Raw genomic sequence first — 18559 nt, forward strand, 5'->3', positions numbered from 1 at the left:
CATTCCGCCGCGTCGGAGGTTTAGCCTTCGGCCTTTGTTAACTCTCCTCCGCCATCTTCCCCGTGAAACGGCGGAAAGGGGCGCGATGCACGGGCTGATCAACCATACGATCCAACGGTTCGTGCTGGATAGCTTTGGCCACCATGTCTGGGCGCAGGTCGCCCTGCGCGCCGATCTTTGCGCCGTTATGGGCACGGCGGATTTTGAACCGATGCTCACCTATGATGATGCCATCACGCCGCGGGTTATCAACCGCCTGTCTGCCGTGATGAAACGCGCGATCCCCGATCTTCTGGAAGATCTGGGTGCCTGGCTTGTGTCCAACCCCGACCGCGAAGGCGTGCGGCGCTTGCTGCGCTTTGGCGGCGACGATTTTGAAGAGTTCTTGCATTCGCTCAACGACTTGCCCGAACGTGCCACCCTCGCCGTGGAAGACCTGCAACTGCCCCAGATGGAGGTCGCGCAGCTTGATGACTGGCGCTTTACGCTCACCTGTCGCGGGAAAGTGCAAGGCTTTGGCTATGTGATGATGGGCGTGATGCGGGTGATTGCGGATGACTATGGCACATTGGCCCTGCTCGATTGCAAAGCCGCCCCACCGGAGGGGGAAGTGATTACCGTCACGATTATTGACCGGCACTACGCGCAGGGGCGCAGCTTTGATCTGGGTGCACGCGGGTGACAGGTGGGGCAGCTTATGAGGCGGCATTGGATGTGCTATGCCCGATGCATGTGATCGTGCAGCCCTGCGGACGTATCCGGCATGTGGGCCCCACCATCCACAAACTGCGCCATCGTGGCACTTGGATCGGGAGCAGTTTTTTCGACCAGTTTGTCATGCGCCGACCGAATATGGCCGACAGTATTGCGCAAATTCGCCCAATGGCGGGGCGCAAGCTGCATCTGGCGTTGCACGACCGGCCCGAGCAGATTTTTAAAGGGGTTCTGGTCCCACTGCCTTGTGGCGAAGATCAGATGGAAGGCTCGGAAACCGACTGTCTGATAAACCTGTCATTCGGGATATCGATCCTGAACGGCGTCCGCACCCATCGTCTGAGCAATGCCGATTTCGCGCCGACCGACCTCGCGGTCGAAATGCTTTATCTGATGGAGGCGAAATCGGCGGCGATGGCGGCATCGCGTGCGCTGAACCAGAAGCTTGAGGTCGCAAAGATCGCGGCGGAGGAGCAAGCGTTTACCGATACGCTGACTGGCTTGAAAAACCGGCGCGCGATGGATCACGTGCTGTCGCGGCTTATCGCGGGGAACAAGGGGTTTGCCGTGATGCAGATCGATCTGGATTACTTCAAGGCGGTGAACGATAGCCTGGGCCATGCGGCGGGGGATCACGTGTTGCAAACCGCGGCCCGGATCATGGTGGAAGCAACAAGAGACATCGACACCGTCGCCCGCGTCGGCGGTGACGAATTTACCCTGCTGCTGCCTGGGGTTGCCGGCAGCGCGCATCTGGCACAGGTCGCCGAACGGATCATCTCGCGACTGGAACAGCCGATCAAATTTGATGGCGCGGCGTGCCAAATCTCTGCCAGCATCGGCAGCATAGGGGTCAAAGCGGGGCAGGACGCCGTGGCCGAAGATGTCCTGTCGGACGCCGATGCGGCGCTTTACCGCTCTAAGCAAGCCGGGCGTGCGCGGCACACGGTGCACGATGAAACTGTGTCAGACGCCATGCAGAAGCGGAGGGAGAAACCACACGCGCTGCAGTAGATGACGGCGGGCGCTGGGCGTGCTGGCTTTGGTACGCGTCATAATTGCGGGGCCTTTAGATCTGCGGGCGTTCAATCTGCGCAATGCTTCAAGATTGTGCAGCTTGCCTTAAAACGCGCCGCAGGGGGCAGCGGCGACAGGATTATGGGGGCACCGCTTTTGGCTGCTCGTCACACGGGCGCGGCTGCGTTAGGGTTTTGGGAAAGGATATTCAGGCAAGGCAGGACATCATGACGGACAGTGCCCGTTCTCTCGGCTCTCGGCTTAGCGCGTTGTTGGCAGAGGTCTATCCCGATCTGGATGCCGACATCCTTTCCAGCATGGTGCTTGATGCCTTCTGGCCCGAGGGGGCAACCCGCCGCAAAAGAGGCCGGATTGCCGGCAATGCGCTTTGGTCGGAACGTGACGCGCTGCTGATCACCTATGGCAACTCTATCGTGGACGGGGCGCATAAGCCGCTGGATTTGTTGAACGACTTCCTGCATCGCTACCTGCGCGGCACATTGAACAGCGTGCATATCCTGCCGTTCTTCCCCTATACCTCTGACGACGGGTTTGCCGTGTCCGATTTTCGCGCGGTGAACCCGCAGCTTGGGGATTGGCCTGATATCAACCGCATCGCCGCCGATTTCACGCTGATGTCCGATCTGGTGCTGAACCATGTGTCGAGCCAGGGGAACTGGTTCAACGCCTACCGTCAGGGGCAGGCCCCCTATGACAAGTTCTTTTTCGAAGCCTCGCCGCAGGATGATCTGCGCGAGGTGGTGCGCCCGCGCACGACGCCGCTGTTGCAAGAGGTAGAAACCTCAAGCGGCCCGCGCCACGTCTGGTGCACTTTCAGCCATGACCAGATCGACCTTGATTTCCGCAACCCCGAGGTGCTGCTTGAGTTTTTGCGGATCATCCGCCTGCATGTGGATAATGGCGTGCAGATCATCCGGCTGGATGCGGTGGCGTTCTTGTGGAAGCAGATCGGCACCCCGTCGATCCACCTGCCGCAAACCCATGCGATTATCCGGCTGATGCGGTTGCTGTGCGACTATGCGCCGGAAAAGATCATCCTGCTGACCGAAACCAATGTGCCCAAGGCTGAAAACCTCAGCTATTTCGGGGCAGGGGACGAGGCTCATGCGATCTATAATTTCCCGCTGCCGCCGCTGATCTTGCATGCGATGATGTCGGGCAATGGGGCGCATCTGAGGCGCTGGCAGCGTACGATGCCACCGGCCCCCATGGGCTGCGCCTATCTGAACTTCACCGCCAGTCACGACGGCATCGGCATGCGCCCCGCCGAAGGGTTGCTGCCCGAGGATGAAAAACAACAGGTCATTGATACGGTGCTACAGGTCGGCGGGTTGGTGTCGATGCGCAGCCTGCCCGACGGCGGGCAAAGCCCGTACGAGCTGAACACGACCTTTTACGACGCGCTGTCGCGGACCTTTAAGGGCGAGGATAACCATCATCATGCACGGTTCATCTGTTCGCAGACCATCGTCATGTCGCTGGAGGGGATACCCGCCTTCTACATCCACGCCATGCTGGCGACGCCCAATGATCACGCGCAGGTCGAACATCGCGGGATGAGTCGCGCGATCAACCGACACCGATGGGATTATCCGAGCTTGCGCGACCAGCTGGCCGATGCGTCCAGCGCGCCGGCGCGCGTTTTGGGCGATCTGTCAGCGCGGCTAAAGGTGCGGCAGAAGCAAAAGGCGTTTCACCCCAATGCGACGCAATTCACCGTGAACCTGCAAGATGACCGCGTGTTCGGCGTGTGGCGCCAAAGTCTGGACCGCAAACAGTCGATCTTTGCGCTGCACAACGTCAGCGACGCCTCTGTCGGGATTTCGGCGGCGGCGCTAAACCTGATCGAGGATCAACCCTGGCAGGACCTGATCAGCGGTGATTTGATTGACGCCAGCGCGGATCACATCACGCTGGCTCCCTATCAATGCATGTGGATCACCAACCGGTTCTGACCCCGCCGCCCGCGCCGCCCTCAGCTAGTTGTATTCTGCGTCATCCGCTGCGGCGGCCTCGCGCAGATTGGCAAGGAACTCGGGCGCGGCGGCGTGGACGCGGTTCCACGTGGGGATAAAGGGGGTCTCGTGCGGGTTATCGAGAAAGAAGTGTCCCGCCCGCATGATATTCTCGGTAAAGAGCTCGATCGCGCGTTCTTCCTTGTGGCGATCGATGCTCAGCCCGTTCATCTTGGCGTCGTTGTAATAGGCATCCAGCAGGTCTAGCGCACAGCGATAATAGGTCGCCTTGAGCGTGCGAAAGACATTGGGCGTGAACACGGTGCCGTCTGCCGCCAGCTTGCGGAAAATCGCCTTGCAGATGTCGGTGGACATGCGGTTCAGCCCCGCATCGGCGTCGGTCTCGCTCAGATCTTGGTGCTTGTGGTCATAGTCGTCGGCGATTTCGACCTGACAGACGGATTTCGGCGCGAGGTTGCGCCATGCCTCTGAGAGCACGCCGATCTCCAGCCCCCAGTCGGAGGGGATGCGCAGATCGGGCAAGATATTGGTGCGCATGGCAAATTCGCCCGAGAGCGGATAGCGGAAGGCGCGCAGGTAATCGATATAATCACGGTCGCCCACGACCTTTTTCAGCGCGATCAGCAGCGGGCTGACCAGCAGCCGCGTGACCCGCCCGTTCAGCTTGTCGCTGCCCACCCGCGCGTAATATCCTTTGGCGACCTGATAGGGGAAATTCGCATTGGCGACAGGATAGATCAGCCGCGCCAGCAGGTCGTTGGTATAGGTCACGATATCGCAATCATGGATCGCCATCACCGCGCTGTCCTGACAGGCGATCAGATAGCCGAGCGAGGACCAGACGTTCTTGCCCTTGCCTTGTTCGGCGGGGGCGAGGCCCATGTCCTTGAGCTGCGCGCCAAGCGCCAGCATCCGCGGGCTGTCGTTCCAGATCACGATGTGATTCTGGTTGAGGCCCTTGAAGAACTCTTTCGCATGGCGGAACTGTGCCTCGTCCGCGCGGTCCAGACCGATGATGATGCGGTGCAGATAGGTGACCTTGGACAGCTCTGCCAGAATGCGGGGCATCGCCTCTGTCTCTAGTTCGGAGTAGAGACAAGGCAGGATCAGCGCCATTTTGCGGGTCTGGGCAAACGTCTCAAGCTCGTAGGTCATTTCGTCCAGCGAGCGGGTGCGCAGATTGTGCAGGGTCGCGATATTCCCGTTTTGATGAAAATCAGCCATGCTTTGTCATTCCTTAGTTCAGGTTAAGCCGCGCGATCAGGTCCAGCACGGCACCGTTCCATCCGGCAGGGCCGGGGAGCGTGGTGCGGGTGATCCTGCCGGTGTCCTCACCGTGCAGCGGGGGCAGGGGGTCGCGGTGCGGGTTGGCGACAATGACGCCAAAGTCGGCTGCTTGCAGCATCTCTATGTCATTGGGGGCATCGCCAAGCGCCAGCGTATGGCGCGGCGCAAAGGCGTCGGTCAGCGCGGCCATCTGGTCGGCTTTGGTGCGCCCGTAGGAGAGGGTCAGAAACCGTCCCCCTTCACGGGCATGGATACCGTGATCGTGCAGGGCGTCGATAAATGCGCCGCGCAACTCGGCGCTGCCCGACCAGATGCCGGGTTCTGAAAAGGCCCGCTCTGCCGCGTTGGCGGCGTCATTATGCGACAGGCCGGTGATCTGTGCGATCTGTGCCACCGTCATATCGCCGAACCCGCAAAACGGGTCGCGCAGCTCCGCAGGCAGGCTGTCGAGCGCGTGGCGCAGGCGCACGTAACTGTCCGTTTTGGGCATGTCGGTGCTGTCGGGCGGTAAAATACCGGCACCGTTTTCGATGATCGCGGGGCAGTGATCCCATGCCAGTTCGGCGCGAATCTCTGCGATCTCAGGCGCGGTTTTCGAGCTCGCCAACACCACTGCGGCCCCGATATTGCGCAACGCGTCCAAGGCCGGTGTGGCCGCATCCCAGCGATAGGAACTATGTGACAGCAACGTGCCATCAAGGTCGGTAAACACCAGCAGGGGTAAAGACATAGCCATAGATCAAGCGTGTGGTGCGGGACCGATTGTTGCAACTGGGCACGGGTGTTCATCGCGCGGTTTGCATTGTTTTTCTAGCTTTTGCCTAAAAAATGTGCAGAAACTGGACTGCGTGGATGCGCACGTATAAATAGAATCACATGGGCGCGTTCGGGGGAGGGTCCGGTGTAAAAGAGGTCAGGTGACGTCGCGACCAAGGGCTGTGTTTTCACTCTGACAATAATTTTTATTGTTGACGTAAACAAAGTTGCGCGACAGTCTGAGCGCCAAGATACGCCAAAGCGTGCTTCGGGGGATTATTTGTCAACAACTGCGATACAGGCGGCGGCGCTTTCGCCGCCAGAGGGATTAGGCGACCGCATGCGGATGCAGCGTCATCGGATGGCGATGACATTGCAGCAGCTGTCGTCGGCCTCCGGTGTGTCGGTGGGCTATCTGAGCCAAGTGGAACGCGGCAACGCGACACCGACGCTTGGCACGCTGAGCCAGATCGCTGCCGCGCTTGACGTTGATGCGGATTTTTTCGTGCGGACCCCGCGCACGGTCGACAGCCTGACCCGCGGTGCCGCAAGGCCCCGTTTCGCGGTGGCAGGATCGTCGATTGAATATGAACAGATCGGTGCCGAACGCGCGGGCCACGAGATGACATCCTATGTGATGAACGTGCCGCCCGGCTATGAATCCGAAACGGTGACCCATGTTGGCGAAGAGATCATCTATATCCTTGAGGGTGAGATCTCGCAGATGGTTGGCGAACGGGAGTATCTGATGACGGCGGGCGACAGCCTGCATTATCTGGGTACCACGCCCCATTGCTGGGCCAACAGAACAGACCGGCAGGCCCGCATCTTATGGGTCGGTCGCATGAAATACGATAAGTCCGGGGAAATCGGACAGAGTGAGGCCGCGCCGGCAGAGAGCTCGCGCGAAATGTTACCCCTCAGGCGTTAACCCTATCGCCCTCATCGGCCCAGAGAGGCCGTGGGGAGATAACACTTTACCAACTAGGAGAGTAAATCGAATGTCTTTCAAGAATATCATGGCCACGGGCCTGCTGCTGAGCACGCTTGGCGTTGCGGCGCAGGCGCAGTCGCTGGTCTATTGCTCGGAAGGGTCGCCAGAAGGCTTTGACCCGGCCCTGTATACCGCAGGCACGACCTTTGATGCGTCCAGCCACCCGATCTACAACCGCTTGGCGGAATTCAAGGTCGGCACCACCGAAACCATTCCCGCGCTGGCCGAAAGCTGGGAGGTGTCCGAAGACGGCAAGACCGTAACGTTCAAGCTGCGCAAAGGCGTCAAGTTTCACAGCAACGCCCAGTTCACGCCCACACGCGATTTTAACGCCGATGACGTGATCTTTAGCTTTGACCGTCAAGGCAACGCCGACAACCCCTACAACCAAGTATCGGGTGGCACCTGGGAATACTACGGTGCGATGTCGATGCCTGACCTGATCGAAAGCATCGAAAAGGTTGATGATTACACCGTTCAGTTCAACCTGACCCGCGCCGAAGCGCCGATCATTGCGAACATGGCAATGGACTTTGCTTCGATCGTGTCCAAGGAATATGCCGACGCGATGCTGGAAGCCGGCACGCCGGAAATGCTGAACCAGGCACCTATCGGTACCGGCCCGTTCACCTTCCAAGCCTACCAGAAAGACGCCGTGATCCGTTACGTGCGCAACGACGAATACTGGGGTGACCCAGCCAAAGTCGAAGCGTTGATCTTTGCGATCACACCGGATGCCTCCGTACGCTACCAGAAGGTACAAGCGGGCGAATGCCACGTCATGGCCTATCCGAACCCTGCGGACGTGCAGGCGATGAAAGACGCCGAAGATGTCGTCGTGATGGAGCAAGAGGGGCTGAACGTGGGCTATCTGGCGTATAACACGCAGATGCCTCCGTTCGACAACGCCAATGTGCGTAAAGCCTTGAACATGGCGATCGACAAGCAAGCGATCATCGACGTGGTGTTCCAAGGCTCCGGCGAAATCGCGAAGAACCCGCTGCCGCCGACAATGTGGTCCTATAACGATGCGATCGAGGACGACAAATACGATCCGGAAGCCGCGAAAGCCGCGCTGGAAGCCGAAGGCGTATCCGACCTGACGCTGAAAATCTGGGCGATGCCGGTCCAGCGTCCCTATAACCCCAATGCCCGCCGTATGGCCGAGTTGATGCAGGAAGACTTCTCGAAGGTCGGTGTCGACGTAGAGATCGTGTCCTACGAATGGGGTGAATACCTTGAGCGTTCCAAAGCGAAAGACCGCGATGGTGCCGTTCTGCTGGGTTGGACAGGTGACAACGGTGACCCCGACAACTTCCTCGCGGTTCTGCTGGGCTGTGACGGCGTAGAGAAATCCAACCGCGCACAATGGTGCAACGAGGAATTCGACGCGCTGGTTCAGGAAGCCAAGGTTCTGCCAACACAAGAAGAGCGTGCGCCGCTGTATGAAAAAGCGCAGGAAATCTTCAAGGACCAAGCCCCTTGGGCCACCATCGCGCATTCGGTTGTTTACATGCCAATGCGCCCCGAAGTTGAAAACTATGTTGTGCACCCGCTGGGTGGCCACATCTTCAACCAGGTTGGCCTGTCGCAATAACAGCGATGACAAAGCAATGGGGACGGTGCATGTCGCGCCGTCCCTTCCTTTATTCTAGGCCCCGGCCACGTTAACGAAAGGCGCAAGCCCCCCGTGTCAAAGAACCTCTCTCAACGTCTTGCCGACTATGCCGCTGTGGCCGCCGATCTGGGCGTCGATGCCGTGGCGCTGGTGCCCGGACCCAATTTCTCGCGCGCTGTCGGCCAAAGCTTCATGAGCCACGAACGCCCCTTTGTTCTGGTGATCCCTGCGGATAAACCTGCGGCGGTGCTGTTGCCGAACCTTGAACTGGGGAGCTGGGACACGGTCGGCTTTGACGGCGCGGTGTTTGATTGGCGCGACCAGACCGGCTATGCCGATGCTTTTGCCGCGCTGACGCAGCATTTGGGGATCTCGTCGCTGGCGGTCGAAGGGCAGGTGATGCGCGTGTTCGTGCACCATGCGTTTAAACAGGCACAGCCCGATCTGATCATCACCGATGCAGAGCGCGAAATCTCAGCCCTGCGGATGATCAAGACCCCCGAGGATATCGCCGCCCTGCGCGCGGCGATCGGCATTTCCGAACGCGCCCTTCAGCGCACGCTGGACAGCGTCAAGCTGGGCCAGAGCGAGAAGCAGATCGAACAGACGCTGGTGCAGGCGCTTTTTGCGGAAGGGGCGGATGACCTGTCCTTTGGTCCCATCGTGGCCGCCGCGGATGGCTCGGCCCGGCCCCATGCCCATGCGCGCGAGGATTACGCGGTCAAGGCGGGCGATGCGCTGCTGCTGGACTTTGGCGCGCGCAAGAACGGCTTTGCCGCCGACATCACCCGCACCGTTTTTCTGGATCACGTCACCGACGAGGGGCGCGATGTCTATGACACCGTGCTGCGCGCCAATATGGCAGGGCTTGCCGTGACCCGCGCGGGGGTGACCGCGCATGACATCGACGATGCCGTGATCTCTGTGCTGGAAGCCTCGCCCTATGGGGACCGCATCCGCACCAAGACCGGCCACGGTCTGGGCCGCGAGGTCCACGAGGCCCCCTATATCATGCGGGGCAACCACATGACTTTACCCGCCGGAACGGTTTACACCAATGAACCCGGCCTCTACGAGATCGGAAATTTCGGCGTGCGCATCGAGGATGACGTGCTGATTACCGACGACGGCTATGAAACGCTGACCAACTTCCCCAAAGAGCTGATGGTGATAAAATGCTGAACTATGTTCTGGGACGACTGCTGACGTTCATCCCGACTTTCATCGGGGTGACGCTGATCTCCTTCGGGTTCATCCGCGCGCTGCCGGGCGACCCCATCCAGGTTATGGCGGGCGAGCGCGGCATCTCTGATGAACGCTATGCCCAACTGGCCAAACAATTCGGCTATGACCAGCCGATCTATGTGCAATTCTGGGACTATCTGACCGGCGTGCTTCAGGGCGATCTGGGCAATAGCTTTGTCACCAAACGCCCGGTGTTCGACGAGTTTTTCACCCTCTTCCCAGCCACGCTTGAGCTGGCGGTCTGCGCGATGATCTTTGCCATCGCCCTTGGCCTTCCGGCGGGGGTGATTGCGGCGGTGAACCGGGGCAAGTTCTTTGACCGGGCGCTGATGTCCACGGCGCTCGTGGGCTATTCGATGCCGATCTTCTGGTGGGCGCTGCTGCTGATCATCGTCTTTTCGGGCAACCTGCAATGGACGCCTGTGTCGGGGCGGATTGATCTGCTGTATTACTTCCCCAACCCCACCGGCTTTATGCTGATCGACAGTCTGGCGTCGGGTCAGAAGGGGGCGTTCCTGTCAGCGGTGCGCCATCTGGTTCTGCCAACGATCGTGCTGGGGACAATCCCGCTGGCCGTGATCGCACGCCAGACGCGGTCGGCCATGCTGGAGGTTCTGGGCGAGGATTACATCCGCACCGCCCGCGCCAAGGGCATGTCTCCGGGGCGGATCAACAGCATCCACGCCCTGCGCAACGCCCTGATCCCCGTGATCACCGTGATTGGTCTGTCGGTCGGCACACTGCTGGCCGGTGCGATCCTGACCGAAACCATCTTTAGCTGGCCGGGCATCGGCAAGTGGATGGTCGATAGTATTTTCCGCCGCGATTACCCCGTGGTTCAGGGCGGGCTGCTGCTGATTGCTGTGATGGTGATGGTCGTGAACCTGACCGTCGACATGCTTTACGGCGTCATCAACCCCAAAATCAGAAAGCGATAACATGGACGACGCACTCTCTGCCGAAGCCGCAATGGTCCAGGAACGTCCGGGCCGCTTGCGCGAATTCTGGTTCTACTTCCGCGAAAACCGCGGCGCTGTCATCGGGCTATGGATCTTTGCGGTCTTTGCCTTTCTGGCCCTGTTCGGTCCGTGGGTCGCCCCCCATGACGCGACAGAGCAATTCCGCGCCGCCACCCTACAGCCCCCCGCGTGGCAAGAGGGCGGCAGCTGGACCCATATCCTGGGCACCGATCCGCTCGGGCGCGATATGCTGTCGCGCCTGATTGTGGGCGCGCGTTATTCCTTCTTTGTGGGGGTCGTCGTTGTCTCTATCGCGGCGACCGGCGGGATCATCATCGGGCTGATCGCGGGCTTTGCGCCCAAATGGGTCGACAGCATCATCATGCGTGTCATGGACATCGTGCTGGCGTTCCCGTCCCTGCTGCTGGCGCTGGTGCTGGTGGCGATCCTCGGGCCGTCGCTGACCAACGCGATGATCGCCATCGCGATTGTGTTGCAGCCCCATTATGTGCGCCTGACCCGCGCCAGCGTGCTGTCGGAACGTCAGAAGGATTACGTGACCTCGGCGCGTGTGGCAGGGGCAGGGATCTTCCGGCTGATGTTTGTCACCGTGCTGCCCAACTGCCTTGCGCCGATCATCGTGCAGGCCGCGCTGTCATTCTCGACCGCGATCCTTGATGCCGCGGCCTTGGGCTTTCTGGGGATGGGGGCGCAGCCGCCCACACCTGAATGGGGCACGATGCTGGCCGAAGCACGCGAGTTCATCCTGCGCGCCTGGTGGGTCGTGACCTTCCCCGGCGTGGCGATCCTTGTGACCGTGCTGGCGATCAACCTCATGGGTGACGGCCTGCGCGACGCGCTTGATCCGAAACTGAAACGGAGCTGAGCCATGACACTTTTGCGTATCAGAAACCTAAGCGTTGATTTCGCCACGGCCTCGGGCAAGTTCCGGGCGGTGGACGGCGTCGACCAGGACGTGAACGAAAGCGAGATCCTCGCGATTGTGGGGGAAAGCGGGTCGGGTAAATCCGTGTCGATGCTGGCGCTGATGGGGCTGCTGCCCTGGACCGCCACCGTCACCGCGGACGAGCTGACCTTTGACGGGCACAACCTGCTGACGATGGATGCCAAGGCGCGTCGCAAGATCGTCGGCAATGATCTGGCGATGATCTTTCAGGAGCCGATGTCATCGCTCAACCCCTGTTTCACCGTGGGCTGGCAAATCCGCGAGGCCCTGCGGGTGCATCTTGGCATGGGCCGCCGCGAGCGTCAGAAACGCGCGATCGAGCTGTTTGAACAGGTCGGCATCCCCGATCCCGAAAAGCGCCTGTCGGCCTTCCCGCACCAGATGTCGGGCGGGATGAACCAGCGGGTGATGATTGCCATGGCGATTGCCTGCAAGCCCAAGCTGCTGATCGCCGATGAACCTACCACGGCGCTCGACGTGACCATTCAGGCGCAGATCCTCGATCTGCTCGCATCCTTGCGCGAGGAAACGGGCATGGGGTTGGTGTTGATCACCCACGACATGGGTGTGGTTGCTGAGACCGCCGAACGGGTCAGCGTACAATATGCCGGCCAGAAGATCGAAGAACAGCCGGTGATACCGCTGTTTGACGCGCCGCACCACCCCTATACCTCGGCACTGCTGGATGCGCTGCCAGAACGGGCGACGGAAAAGCGGCTGCCGACCATTCCGGGCGTGGTGCCGGGGCAATTCGACCGCCCCGCAGGATGCCTGTTTTCGCCACGCTGCAAATTCGCCAACGCCAAATGCAAGTCCGAAGCGCCGCCCGCCTTGGGCGCTGATCTGGGCTATGCGCGTTGTTTCTACCCCTTGAACACAGACGAAAGGGTCGCATCATGACCGCACCTGTGATGACTGCAACGGCGCTGGAGCGTCACTATGAAGTCGGCGGCGGGCTGTTTCGCAAGCCGCGTACGCTCAAGGCCGTGGGCGGGCTCGATTTCGCGCTCTATCCGGGCAAAACGCTGGCCGTCGTAGGCGAAAGCGGCTGCGGGAAATCGACCTTGGCGCGGATGGTCACGATGATCGAAGACCCGACCGCCGGATCGCTGACACTGGATGGCAAACCCGTGGTCCGCGAAGACTGGGCATCGCTGCGCAAATCGGTGCAGATCGTGTTCCAAGACCCCTATGGCTCGCTCAACCCGCGCCAGCGGATCGGCGCGATCCTCGAGGAACCTCTCAAGATCAACCGCCCCGACATGAGCAGCAAGGAGCGTACCGCCAAAGCGCGCGAGATGCTCGGTCTGGTGGGCTTGCGGCCTGAACATTTTGACCGCTATCCGCATATGTTTTCCGGCGGTCAACGCCAGCGGATCGCGATTGCGCGGGCGTTGATGCTGGACCCCAAAGTGCTGGTGCTGGACGAGCCTGTGTCCGCGCTGGACCTGTCGATCCAGAGCTCGGTGCTGAACCTGTTGGTCGATCTGCAGGAACGTCTGCAACTGGCCTATCTGTTCATCTCCCATGACCTGAGCGTCGTGCGTCACGTGGCGGATGAGGTGATTGTGATGTATCTGGGGCGCGCGGTCGAACGCGGTAGCCGCGATGATGTGTTCGGTGCGCCGTTCCACCCCTATGCCAAGGCGCTGCTGTCGGCCACGCCCCAAGCGGACCCACGCGGCGCGAAAGAGCGGATCAAGCTGCAAGGCGAACTGCCGTCTCCACTGGCGATCCCCGATGGCTGCCCCTTTGCGCCACGGTGCTGGAAAGTGCGCGACAAATGCCGCGCCATGCGGCCAGAACTGCCGCAGGGGCATCATGCCGCGGCGTGTTTCTTTCCTGAAAACGGTGGCACCCCGGCCTAGGGCCGGGGGCGTCCTCGTTTATCTCGCGCGCGTCAGATCAACTCGCGCTTGCGTCGGCGCAAAGCTGCAGCCCGGCGCGCACATGGTCGCGGCGCGAGACGTGGCTGGCCGTCAGACCCTGGGCGGCAAGCCCGCGTGCATAGAGCGGGGCGAGGGGGCTGTCGGAGAGGATGACCACCTCGCGGCCCAGCCAATAGGCGCGGGCACCGGCCAGCTCTAGCCCGATCAACAAACCCATCAGCCGTGACCAGCCTGCGTCCATTGTGGGGCCATCTATGGTGGCGTGCGCCGAAATCTCGGCCAGCGCGGTGGCAACGATTTGCGGGCGAGCCATGACATCATTCACGGCGGCGTCGAAAGTATCCTCATCCAACGCACCACCGACAACCGCCTTGGAGAGCGGGGCTGTAGCCGACAACTGCGTGGCCATCATGGGGGTGAGAAAACTTTGAAAACTGACGACCTCGCGGGCGCTGATGTGGGCCCATGTGGACTGTGCATCAAGGCAACAGATCACCCCGTCAAACTCGGGCGCTGCCTGAAGGTAGCCCGCAATCGCCGTCTCGGCCCCTTGCGTGATCTGGGGTGGGCTGGCCTGTTTCAGGCCGGGCACCGCGCGTAGTTCCAGCCGCGGGTCATCAACCTCTAGGGCAAGCACCCCGCCCAAGGGCTCTGCCGGAATGGGGCGCAGGCTGCTGGCGGGCAGGGCGGGCAGCCCCGCGACGATCACCGGCAAACGCTGTTGGTCCGACAGATAGGGCGACAGCAAATCCGTAAGGGCCGCGACAAAGCCGTCTTCGGCAGGCAAGGCAGCGACCGGCCCGTCGGCCTGCGCTAGCACATCGCCGCGTGAATCATGCACCCACAGATGCACATGCCCATCCGCGACATCGACCCCGATCCACGCGGGGCTTGCACCGCTCACGCGCGGGGGCCTGTGAAGAGGGGAATGGTGAAATAGGGGGTGCCGATCATGGGGTGTCTCCTTGCCTGAGCCGCGTCTTGTCGCGCGGTCGTGTAGAAATCGGGTTGCATCAAAGCGCGCAATCGCGCTCTATTACGCGATCAACAATAAACATAACGGGAGTTCCTCTGCCATGAAAGTTCTTGCAGCAACCACCGCGCTTACCCTGTCCCTTGCCAGCAGCCTTGCTGCCGCAAGCTGTGACGAGATCACCTTTTCCGACGTAGGTTGGACCGACATCACCGCGACCACTGCCGCGACCACCGTCGTGCTGGACGCTTTGGGCTATGAGACAGACGTGAAAATCCTTTCCGTTCCAGTGACCTACACGTCGATGGCCGCAGGCGATGTGGATGTGTTTCTTGGCAACTGGATGCCCACGATGGAGGCCGACATCGCCCCCTACCGCGAGGATGGCAGCGTTGACACCGTGCGCGCGAACCTGACTGGCGCGAAATACACGCTGGCCGTGAACAAAGCCGCTGCGGACATGGGGATCAAGAATTTTGCCGATATCGCTGCCAATGCAGACGCGCTGGACGGTCAGATCTATGGCATCGAGCCGGGCAATGACGGCAACCGCCTGATCCAGTCGATGATCGACGATAACGCCTTTGATCTGGCCGAGTTCGAGGTCAAGGAATCCTCGGAGCAGGGGATGCTGGCACAGGTCAAACGCCTGTCCGCCAAGGGCGAGCCTATCGTCTTCCTTGGTTGGGAGCCGCACCCGATGAACGCGAACTTTGATCTGACCTATCTGGAAGGCGGGGATGATTTCTTTGGCCCCGATCTGGGCGGTGCGACCGTGCACACAAACACCCGCGCCGGTTTTGTCGAGGAATGCCCCAACGTGGGCAAGCTGCTGACCAATCTGGAATTCACCCTCGCCATGGAGAACGAGATCATGGGGGCCATTCTGGATGACGGCGAAGAGCCCCGCGATGCGGCGACAGCCTGGATCAAGGCGAACCCTGATGTGCTCGACACATGGCTGGACGGCGTGACCACCGTGGACGGTGGCGACGCGATGGCGGCCGCCAAGACCATCGTCGAGTAATCCACCCTTAGGATGTGAAAAGGGCCTGCCATCGGGCGGGCCCTTTTTGCCATCATCGCATGATACCAGCCTCCGGAGGTTCCCATGAACTGGCTCACCGATAACAAGATCCCGATTGATGACGCCGCAGAGGCGGTTTTTGATTGGCTGCTGATCAACGCCAGTTGGCTGTTCGACGGGCTGGCCGTCGCGATGGAGTGGTTGATTGACGCGATCCTCTGGGTGCTGCAAACGCCACATCCGCTGATCGTTATCGCTGTCTTCGGCGCGTTGACCTGGGCGATCCAGCGCAACTGGAAAACCCCGCTGCTGATCGTGTTGGGGTTTTTGTTCATCCTCAATCAGGATTACTGGGAAGAAACCACCGAAAGCCTGACGCTGGTGCTGTCGGCCTGTGTGGTCTGCATGGGCGTCGGTGTTCCCATCGGCATCGCCGCGGCGCATCGACCGCGCATGTACCGCTATATGGCACCCGTGCTGGACCTGATGCAGACGCTGCCCACCTTCGTCTATCTTATTCCCGCAATTGTCTTTTTCGGCATCGGCATGGTGCCGGGGCTGATCGCGACGGTGATCTTTGTCCTGCCCGCGCCGATCCGGTTGACGCAGCTTGGTATCGCGTCCACCCCCAAGGCGCTGCTTGAGGCCGCGCAGGCCTTTGGCGCGAAGCCCAGCCAGACCCTGTGGAAGATCGAACTGCCCTATGCGCTGCCTCAGATCATGACCGGTCTGAACCAGACGATCATGCTGTCGCTTTCGATGGTGGTGATCGCGGCCCTCGTGGGGGCGGATGGCCTTGGCGTGCCGGTGGTGCGCGCGCTTAATCAGGTGAACACGGGGCTTGGCTTTGAATCGGGGCTGATCATCGTCGTGGTCGCCATCATGCTGGACCGGATGCTACGGGTGACACGAAAATGAGCGATCAAATGACCAACCCCGCAAACGCCGTCGAATTCGACAATGTGTCCATCGTCTTTGGCCCGAAACCGGCCAAGGCGTTGCCCTTGATGGATGCCGGACAAGACCGTGCCGAAATCGAGGCCGAGACAGGGCAGATCCTCGGGGTGCATAACTGCACGCTTGACGTCAAACAGGGCGAGATCCTTGTGCTGATGGGCTTGTCCGGCTCTGGCAAATCCACCTTGCTGCGCGCGGTCAACGGGTTGAACCCGTTGGTGCGTGGATCGGTGCGGGTGCATGATGGCGACTGGAGCTGTGACGTCACTGCCAGCTCTGCCGCGGATCTGCGCCGCGTGCGCCGCGAATGTGTGTCGATGGTGTTCCAGCAGTTCGGATTGCTGCCGTGGCGCACGGTGCGCGACAACGTGGCGCTCGGGCTGGAACTGGCCGATGTTCCCAAACGCGAACGACTTGAACGGGCCGAGGCGCAGCTTAGGCTTGTCGGTCTGGCCGATTGGGCCGATCGCAAGGTCAGCGAGCTGTCGGGCGGGATGCAGCAACGTGTGGGGCTGGCCCGCGCCTTTGCCACCGAAGCCCCGATCCTGCTGATGGACGAGCCTTTCTCGGCCCTTGATCCGCTGATCCGCACCCGCCTGCAGGACGAGCTGCTTGATCTGCAACGCGAGTTGAAACGCACGATCATCTTCGTCAGCCATGATCTGGACGAAGCCTTCAAACTGGGCGGGCGCATCGCGATTATGGAGGGCGGGCGCATCGTGCAATGCGGCACCCCGCGTGAGATTTTTTCGAACCCCGCGTCGGACTATGTGGCGGAATTCGTGGCCAATATGAACCCGCTTGGCGTGCTGACGGCCCGCGATGTGATGGGCCCGCCCGCCGCGACATCGGACGGGGCCGTCGCCGCCGAGACGCCGGTGGCCGAGCTGATTGGCAAGATCGGCGATGATGCGCAGGCGATCCCCGTGGTCGAGGACGGAGAGACGATCGGCACCGTGACCGCAGGCAGTATCGTATCGCGTTTGCAGTCCGAATGATGCTTTGACCTCAGGCGCTTGGCGGGTCATCACTACGCCACAGGACCGCGCAGCGCAGGGGATGACAGAATGACGGATCAGGAAAGCTCGGGCCGCCAGAGCAATGCACTTGGCGTGGCGGGCGTGCTTTTTGCGGGCATTGTCTGGGGCACCACCGGCACCGCCGCGACCTTTGCCCCTGACGTGAGTGCTGCGGCGATCGGTGCCGCGGCGATGGGAATCGGCGGCATCGCGCAGGCGCTGCTGGCGCTGCGGGGCATCGCCCATGCGCGTGCGCAACTTTGGCAGCAGCGCGGGTTGCTGCTGCTGGGGGCCTTGGCGGTGATGATCTATCCGCTGGCGTTCTATGGCTCCATGCGGTTGGCGGGGGTGACCATCGGGACCGTTGTCACCATCGGCACCGCGCCCCTGTTTGCCGCGCTGATCGAATATGTGATGGAGCGTTCCTTGCTGACCCTCCGGTGGAGCCTTGGCGCGCTGGCGGGCGTCGCTGGCATGGTGCTGATCTGTCTGGCCGAGGGCGGGCATGGGGCCGTGGGGGGCACCAATGTGCCGCTTGGGGTCGTGCTGGGGCTGCTTGGCGGGTTTACCTATGCGCTTTATAGCTGGACGGCGCGCGCGATGATGCTGCGCGGCCTGCGGTCTTCGGTGGCCATGGGTGCCACCTTTGGACTGGGCGGGCTGATGTTGATGCCTGTGCTGTTGGCGACTGGCGGCCCGCTGCTGGCCTCGTGGGGGAACGCGACGGTCGGGCTTTATATGGCGTTTGTGCCGATGTTTCTGGGCTATATCTGTTTCGGCTACGGGCTGTCGCGGGTGCGGGCGAGTACCGCCACGACCCTGACGCTGATCGAGCCGGTGGTCGCAGCGCTGCTGGCCGTGGTCGTGGTGGGCGAACGCTTGCCCCCCCTTGGCTGGGCCGGCGTGGGGCTGGTTGTGCTTTGCCTGCTGGTGCTGACCGTGCCCACGGGGCGGGGCGCACAGCCAGTGGCTCCGATCCCGCCCAAGTAGTATCGGATTCGACTGACGCAGCGACATGGGTAAAATTCTTGCGCTTTTGCTACCTACATCGCGACGTTTTGGTCTAGAAGCATCGCCAAGCCGCCCCATGCCCCGCCATGGCCCCGATAGATTGCAATGACGACCTTACCAAAAAGGACC

The 18559-nt window shown here is 61.3% G+C and carries 17 protein-coding genes; 14 read left to right on the plus strand and 3 right to left on the minus strand.

The genetic code is table 11. The features are described 5' to 3' along the window. The first annotated feature begins 85 nt into the window (after window positions 1-85). From ACTRWK_RS09755 to ACTRWK_RS09765, 3 genes are all read left to right on the plus strand, one after another. Window positions 86-682, plus strand: a complete 597-nt coding sequence (locus ACTRWK_RS09755) for a heme NO-binding domain-containing protein (RefSeq protein ID WP_386170623.1) — start codon at window positions 86-88, stop codon at window positions 680-682. Between the two features lie 44 nt (window positions 683-726). Further along, window positions 727-1728 carry a diguanylate cyclase domain-containing protein gene (locus ACTRWK_RS09760; RefSeq protein ID WP_462843917.1) on the plus strand — a complete coding sequence of 334 codons (1002 nt, stop codon included), beginning with the start codon at window positions 727-729 and terminating at the stop codon, window positions 1726-1728. A 230-nt stretch (window positions 1729-1958) separates the two neighbouring features. Next, a complete protein-coding gene (locus tag ACTRWK_RS09765) occupies window positions 1959-3707 on the plus strand; it encodes a sugar phosphorylase (protein ID WP_289081989.1) in 1749 nt (582 codons plus the stop codon). A gap of 24 nt (window positions 3708-3731) precedes the next feature. Here ACTRWK_RS09765 and ACTRWK_RS09770 read toward each other — a convergent pair whose 3' ends face one another. Both ACTRWK_RS09770 and ACTRWK_RS09775 read right to left on the minus strand, forming a co-directional pair. Next, window positions 3732-4952 carry a glycosyltransferase family protein gene (locus ACTRWK_RS09770; protein ID WP_289081988.1) on the minus strand — a complete coding sequence of 407 codons (1221 nt, stop codon included), beginning with the start codon at window positions 4950-4952 and terminating at the stop codon, window positions 3732-3734. A 13-nt stretch (window positions 4953-4965) separates the two neighbouring features. Beyond that, window positions 4966-5751: an HAD-IIB family hydrolase gene (locus ACTRWK_RS09775; protein WP_289081987.1), complete on the minus strand. Its 786-nt coding sequence runs from the start codon at window positions 5749-5751 to the stop codon at window positions 4966-4968. 360 nt (window positions 5752-6111) lie between these two features. On the opposite strand from ACTRWK_RS09775, the gene ACTRWK_RS09780 reads away from it, so the two are divergent. From ACTRWK_RS09780 to ACTRWK_RS09810, 7 genes are all read left to right on the plus strand, one after another. After that, window positions 6112-6702, plus strand: a complete 591-nt coding sequence (locus ACTRWK_RS09780; RefSeq protein ID WP_005852495.1) for a helix-turn-helix domain-containing protein — start codon at window positions 6112-6114, stop codon at window positions 6700-6702. A gap of 70 nt (window positions 6703-6772) precedes the next feature. Beyond that, window positions 6773-8362 carry an ABC transporter substrate-binding protein gene (locus ACTRWK_RS09785; RefSeq protein ID WP_037943869.1) on the plus strand — a complete coding sequence of 530 codons (1590 nt, stop codon included), beginning with the start codon at window positions 6773-6775 and terminating at the stop codon, window positions 8360-8362. A gap of 93 nt (window positions 8363-8455) precedes the next feature. Beyond that, complete coding sequence (locus tag ACTRWK_RS09790; protein WP_289081986.1) at window positions 8456-9565, plus strand: M24 family metallopeptidase; 1110 nt, start codon at window positions 8456-8458, stop codon at window positions 9563-9565. Then, the gene (locus ACTRWK_RS09795; protein ID WP_289081985.1) at window positions 9559-10566 is read left to right on the plus strand and encodes an ABC transporter permease subunit; all 1008 of its coding nucleotides are present in this window, start codon (window positions 9559-9561) and stop codon (window positions 10564-10566) included. The genes ACTRWK_RS09790 and ACTRWK_RS09795 overlap by 7 nt, the downstream gene beginning before the upstream one ends. A 1-nt stretch (window position 10567) precedes the next feature. Beyond that, window positions 10568-11473: an ABC transporter permease subunit gene (locus ACTRWK_RS09800; RefSeq protein WP_005852503.1), complete on the plus strand. Its 906-nt coding sequence runs from the start codon at window positions 10568-10570 to the stop codon at window positions 11471-11473. Between the two features lie 3 nt (window positions 11474-11476). Beyond that, window positions 11477-12454 (plus strand): ABC transporter ATP-binding protein, encoded by a 978-nt coding sequence (locus ACTRWK_RS09805; RefSeq protein ID WP_005852505.1) that lies wholly within the window; start codon window positions 11477-11479, stop codon window positions 12452-12454. Beyond that, window positions 12451-13422 (plus strand): ABC transporter ATP-binding protein, encoded by a 972-nt coding sequence (locus tag ACTRWK_RS09810; protein ID WP_005852507.1) that lies wholly within the window; start codon window positions 12451-12453, stop codon window positions 13420-13422. The genes ACTRWK_RS09805 and ACTRWK_RS09810 overlap by 4 nt, the downstream gene beginning before the upstream one ends. Before the next feature lie 37 nt (window positions 13423-13459). On the opposite strand, the gene ACTRWK_RS09815 is transcribed toward ACTRWK_RS09810, so the two are convergent. After that, window positions 13460-14347 (minus strand): 2-dehydro-3-deoxygalactonokinase, encoded by an 888-nt coding sequence (locus ACTRWK_RS09815; RefSeq protein WP_289081984.1) that lies wholly within the window; start codon window positions 14345-14347, stop codon window positions 13460-13462. 172 nt (window positions 14348-14519) lie between these two features. Between ACTRWK_RS09815 and ACTRWK_RS09820 the strand changes: the two genes are divergently transcribed. The 4 genes from ACTRWK_RS09820 to ACTRWK_RS09835 all read left to right on the plus strand — a co-directional run bounded on the left by ACTRWK_RS09820 (window position 14520) and on the right by ACTRWK_RS09835 (window position 18409). Continuing rightward, on the plus strand, window positions 14520-15443 hold the full coding sequence (locus tag ACTRWK_RS09820; RefSeq protein WP_005852512.1) for a choline ABC transporter substrate-binding protein: 924 nt from the start codon (window positions 14520-14522) through the stop codon (window positions 15441-15443). A gap of 84 nt (window positions 15444-15527) precedes the next feature. Then, window positions 15528-16361 (plus strand): choline ABC transporter permease subunit, encoded by an 834-nt coding sequence (gene choW / locus ACTRWK_RS09825; protein ID WP_289081983.1) that lies wholly within the window; start codon window positions 15528-15530, stop codon window positions 16359-16361. Window positions 16362-16369: 8 nt separating this feature from the next. Beyond that, complete coding sequence (gene choV, locus ACTRWK_RS09830; protein ID WP_005852516.1) at window positions 16370-17398, plus strand: choline ABC transporter ATP-binding protein; 1029 nt, start codon at window positions 16370-16372, stop codon at window positions 17396-17398. A gap of 69 nt (window positions 17399-17467) precedes the next feature. Further along, a complete protein-coding gene (locus ACTRWK_RS09835; protein ID WP_037943872.1) occupies window positions 17468-18409 on the plus strand; it encodes a DMT family transporter in 942 nt (313 codons plus the stop codon). Window positions 18410-18559: the final 150 nt, after the last annotated feature.

The organism is Sulfitobacter sp. G5_S2_6_S6, from assembly GCF_054968505.1.

What these genes read in the sequence shown, in the direction of transcription:
- ACTRWK_RS09755 (WP_386170623.1), top strand. Translation starts at nt 86, where the DNA reads ATGCACGGGCTGATCAACCATACGATCCAACGGTTCGTGCTGGATAGC.
- ACTRWK_RS09760 (WP_462843917.1), top strand. Translation starts at nt 727, where the DNA reads ATGCATGTGATCGTGCAGCCCTGCGGACGTATCCGGCATGTGGGCCCC.
- ACTRWK_RS09765 (WP_289081989.1), top strand. Translation starts at nt 1,959, where the DNA reads ATGACGGACAGTGCCCGTTCTCTCGGCTCTCGGCTTAGCGCGTTGTTG.
- ACTRWK_RS09770 (WP_289081988.1), bottom strand. Translation starts at nt 4,952, where the DNA reads ATGGCTGATTTTCATCAAAACGGGAATATCGCGACCCTGCACAATCTG.
- ACTRWK_RS09775 (WP_289081987.1), bottom strand. Translation starts at nt 5,751, where the DNA reads ATGGCTATGTCTTTACCCCTGCTGGTGTTTACCGACCTTGATGGCACG.
- ACTRWK_RS09780 (WP_005852495.1), top strand. Translation starts at nt 6,112, where the DNA reads ATGCGGATGCAGCGTCATCGGATGGCGATGACATTGCAGCAGCTGTCG.
- ACTRWK_RS09785 (WP_037943869.1), top strand. Translation starts at nt 6,773, where the DNA reads ATGTCTTTCAAGAATATCATGGCCACGGGCCTGCTGCTGAGCACGCTT.
- ACTRWK_RS09795 (WP_289081985.1), top strand. Translation starts at nt 9,559, where the DNA reads ATGCTGAACTATGTTCTGGGACGACTGCTGACGTTCATCCCGACTTTC.
- ACTRWK_RS09800 (WP_005852503.1), top strand. Translation starts at nt 10,568, where the DNA reads ATGGACGACGCACTCTCTGCCGAAGCCGCAATGGTCCAGGAACGTCCG.
- ACTRWK_RS09805 (WP_005852505.1), top strand. Translation starts at nt 11,477, where the DNA reads ATGACACTTTTGCGTATCAGAAACCTAAGCGTTGATTTCGCCACGGCC.
- ACTRWK_RS09810 (WP_005852507.1), top strand. Translation starts at nt 12,451, where the DNA reads ATGACCGCACCTGTGATGACTGCAACGGCGCTGGAGCGTCACTATGAA.
- ACTRWK_RS09820 (WP_005852512.1), top strand. Translation starts at nt 14,520, where the DNA reads ATGAAAGTTCTTGCAGCAACCACCGCGCTTACCCTGTCCCTTGCCAGC.
- choW (WP_289081983.1), top strand. Translation starts at nt 15,528, where the DNA reads ATGAACTGGCTCACCGATAACAAGATCCCGATTGATGACGCCGCAGAG.
- choV (WP_005852516.1), top strand. Translation starts at nt 16,370, where the DNA reads ATGACCAACCCCGCAAACGCCGTCGAATTCGACAATGTGTCCATCGTC.
- ACTRWK_RS09835 (WP_037943872.1), top strand. Translation starts at nt 17,468, where the DNA reads ATGACGGATCAGGAAAGCTCGGGCCGCCAGAGCAATGCACTTGGCGTG.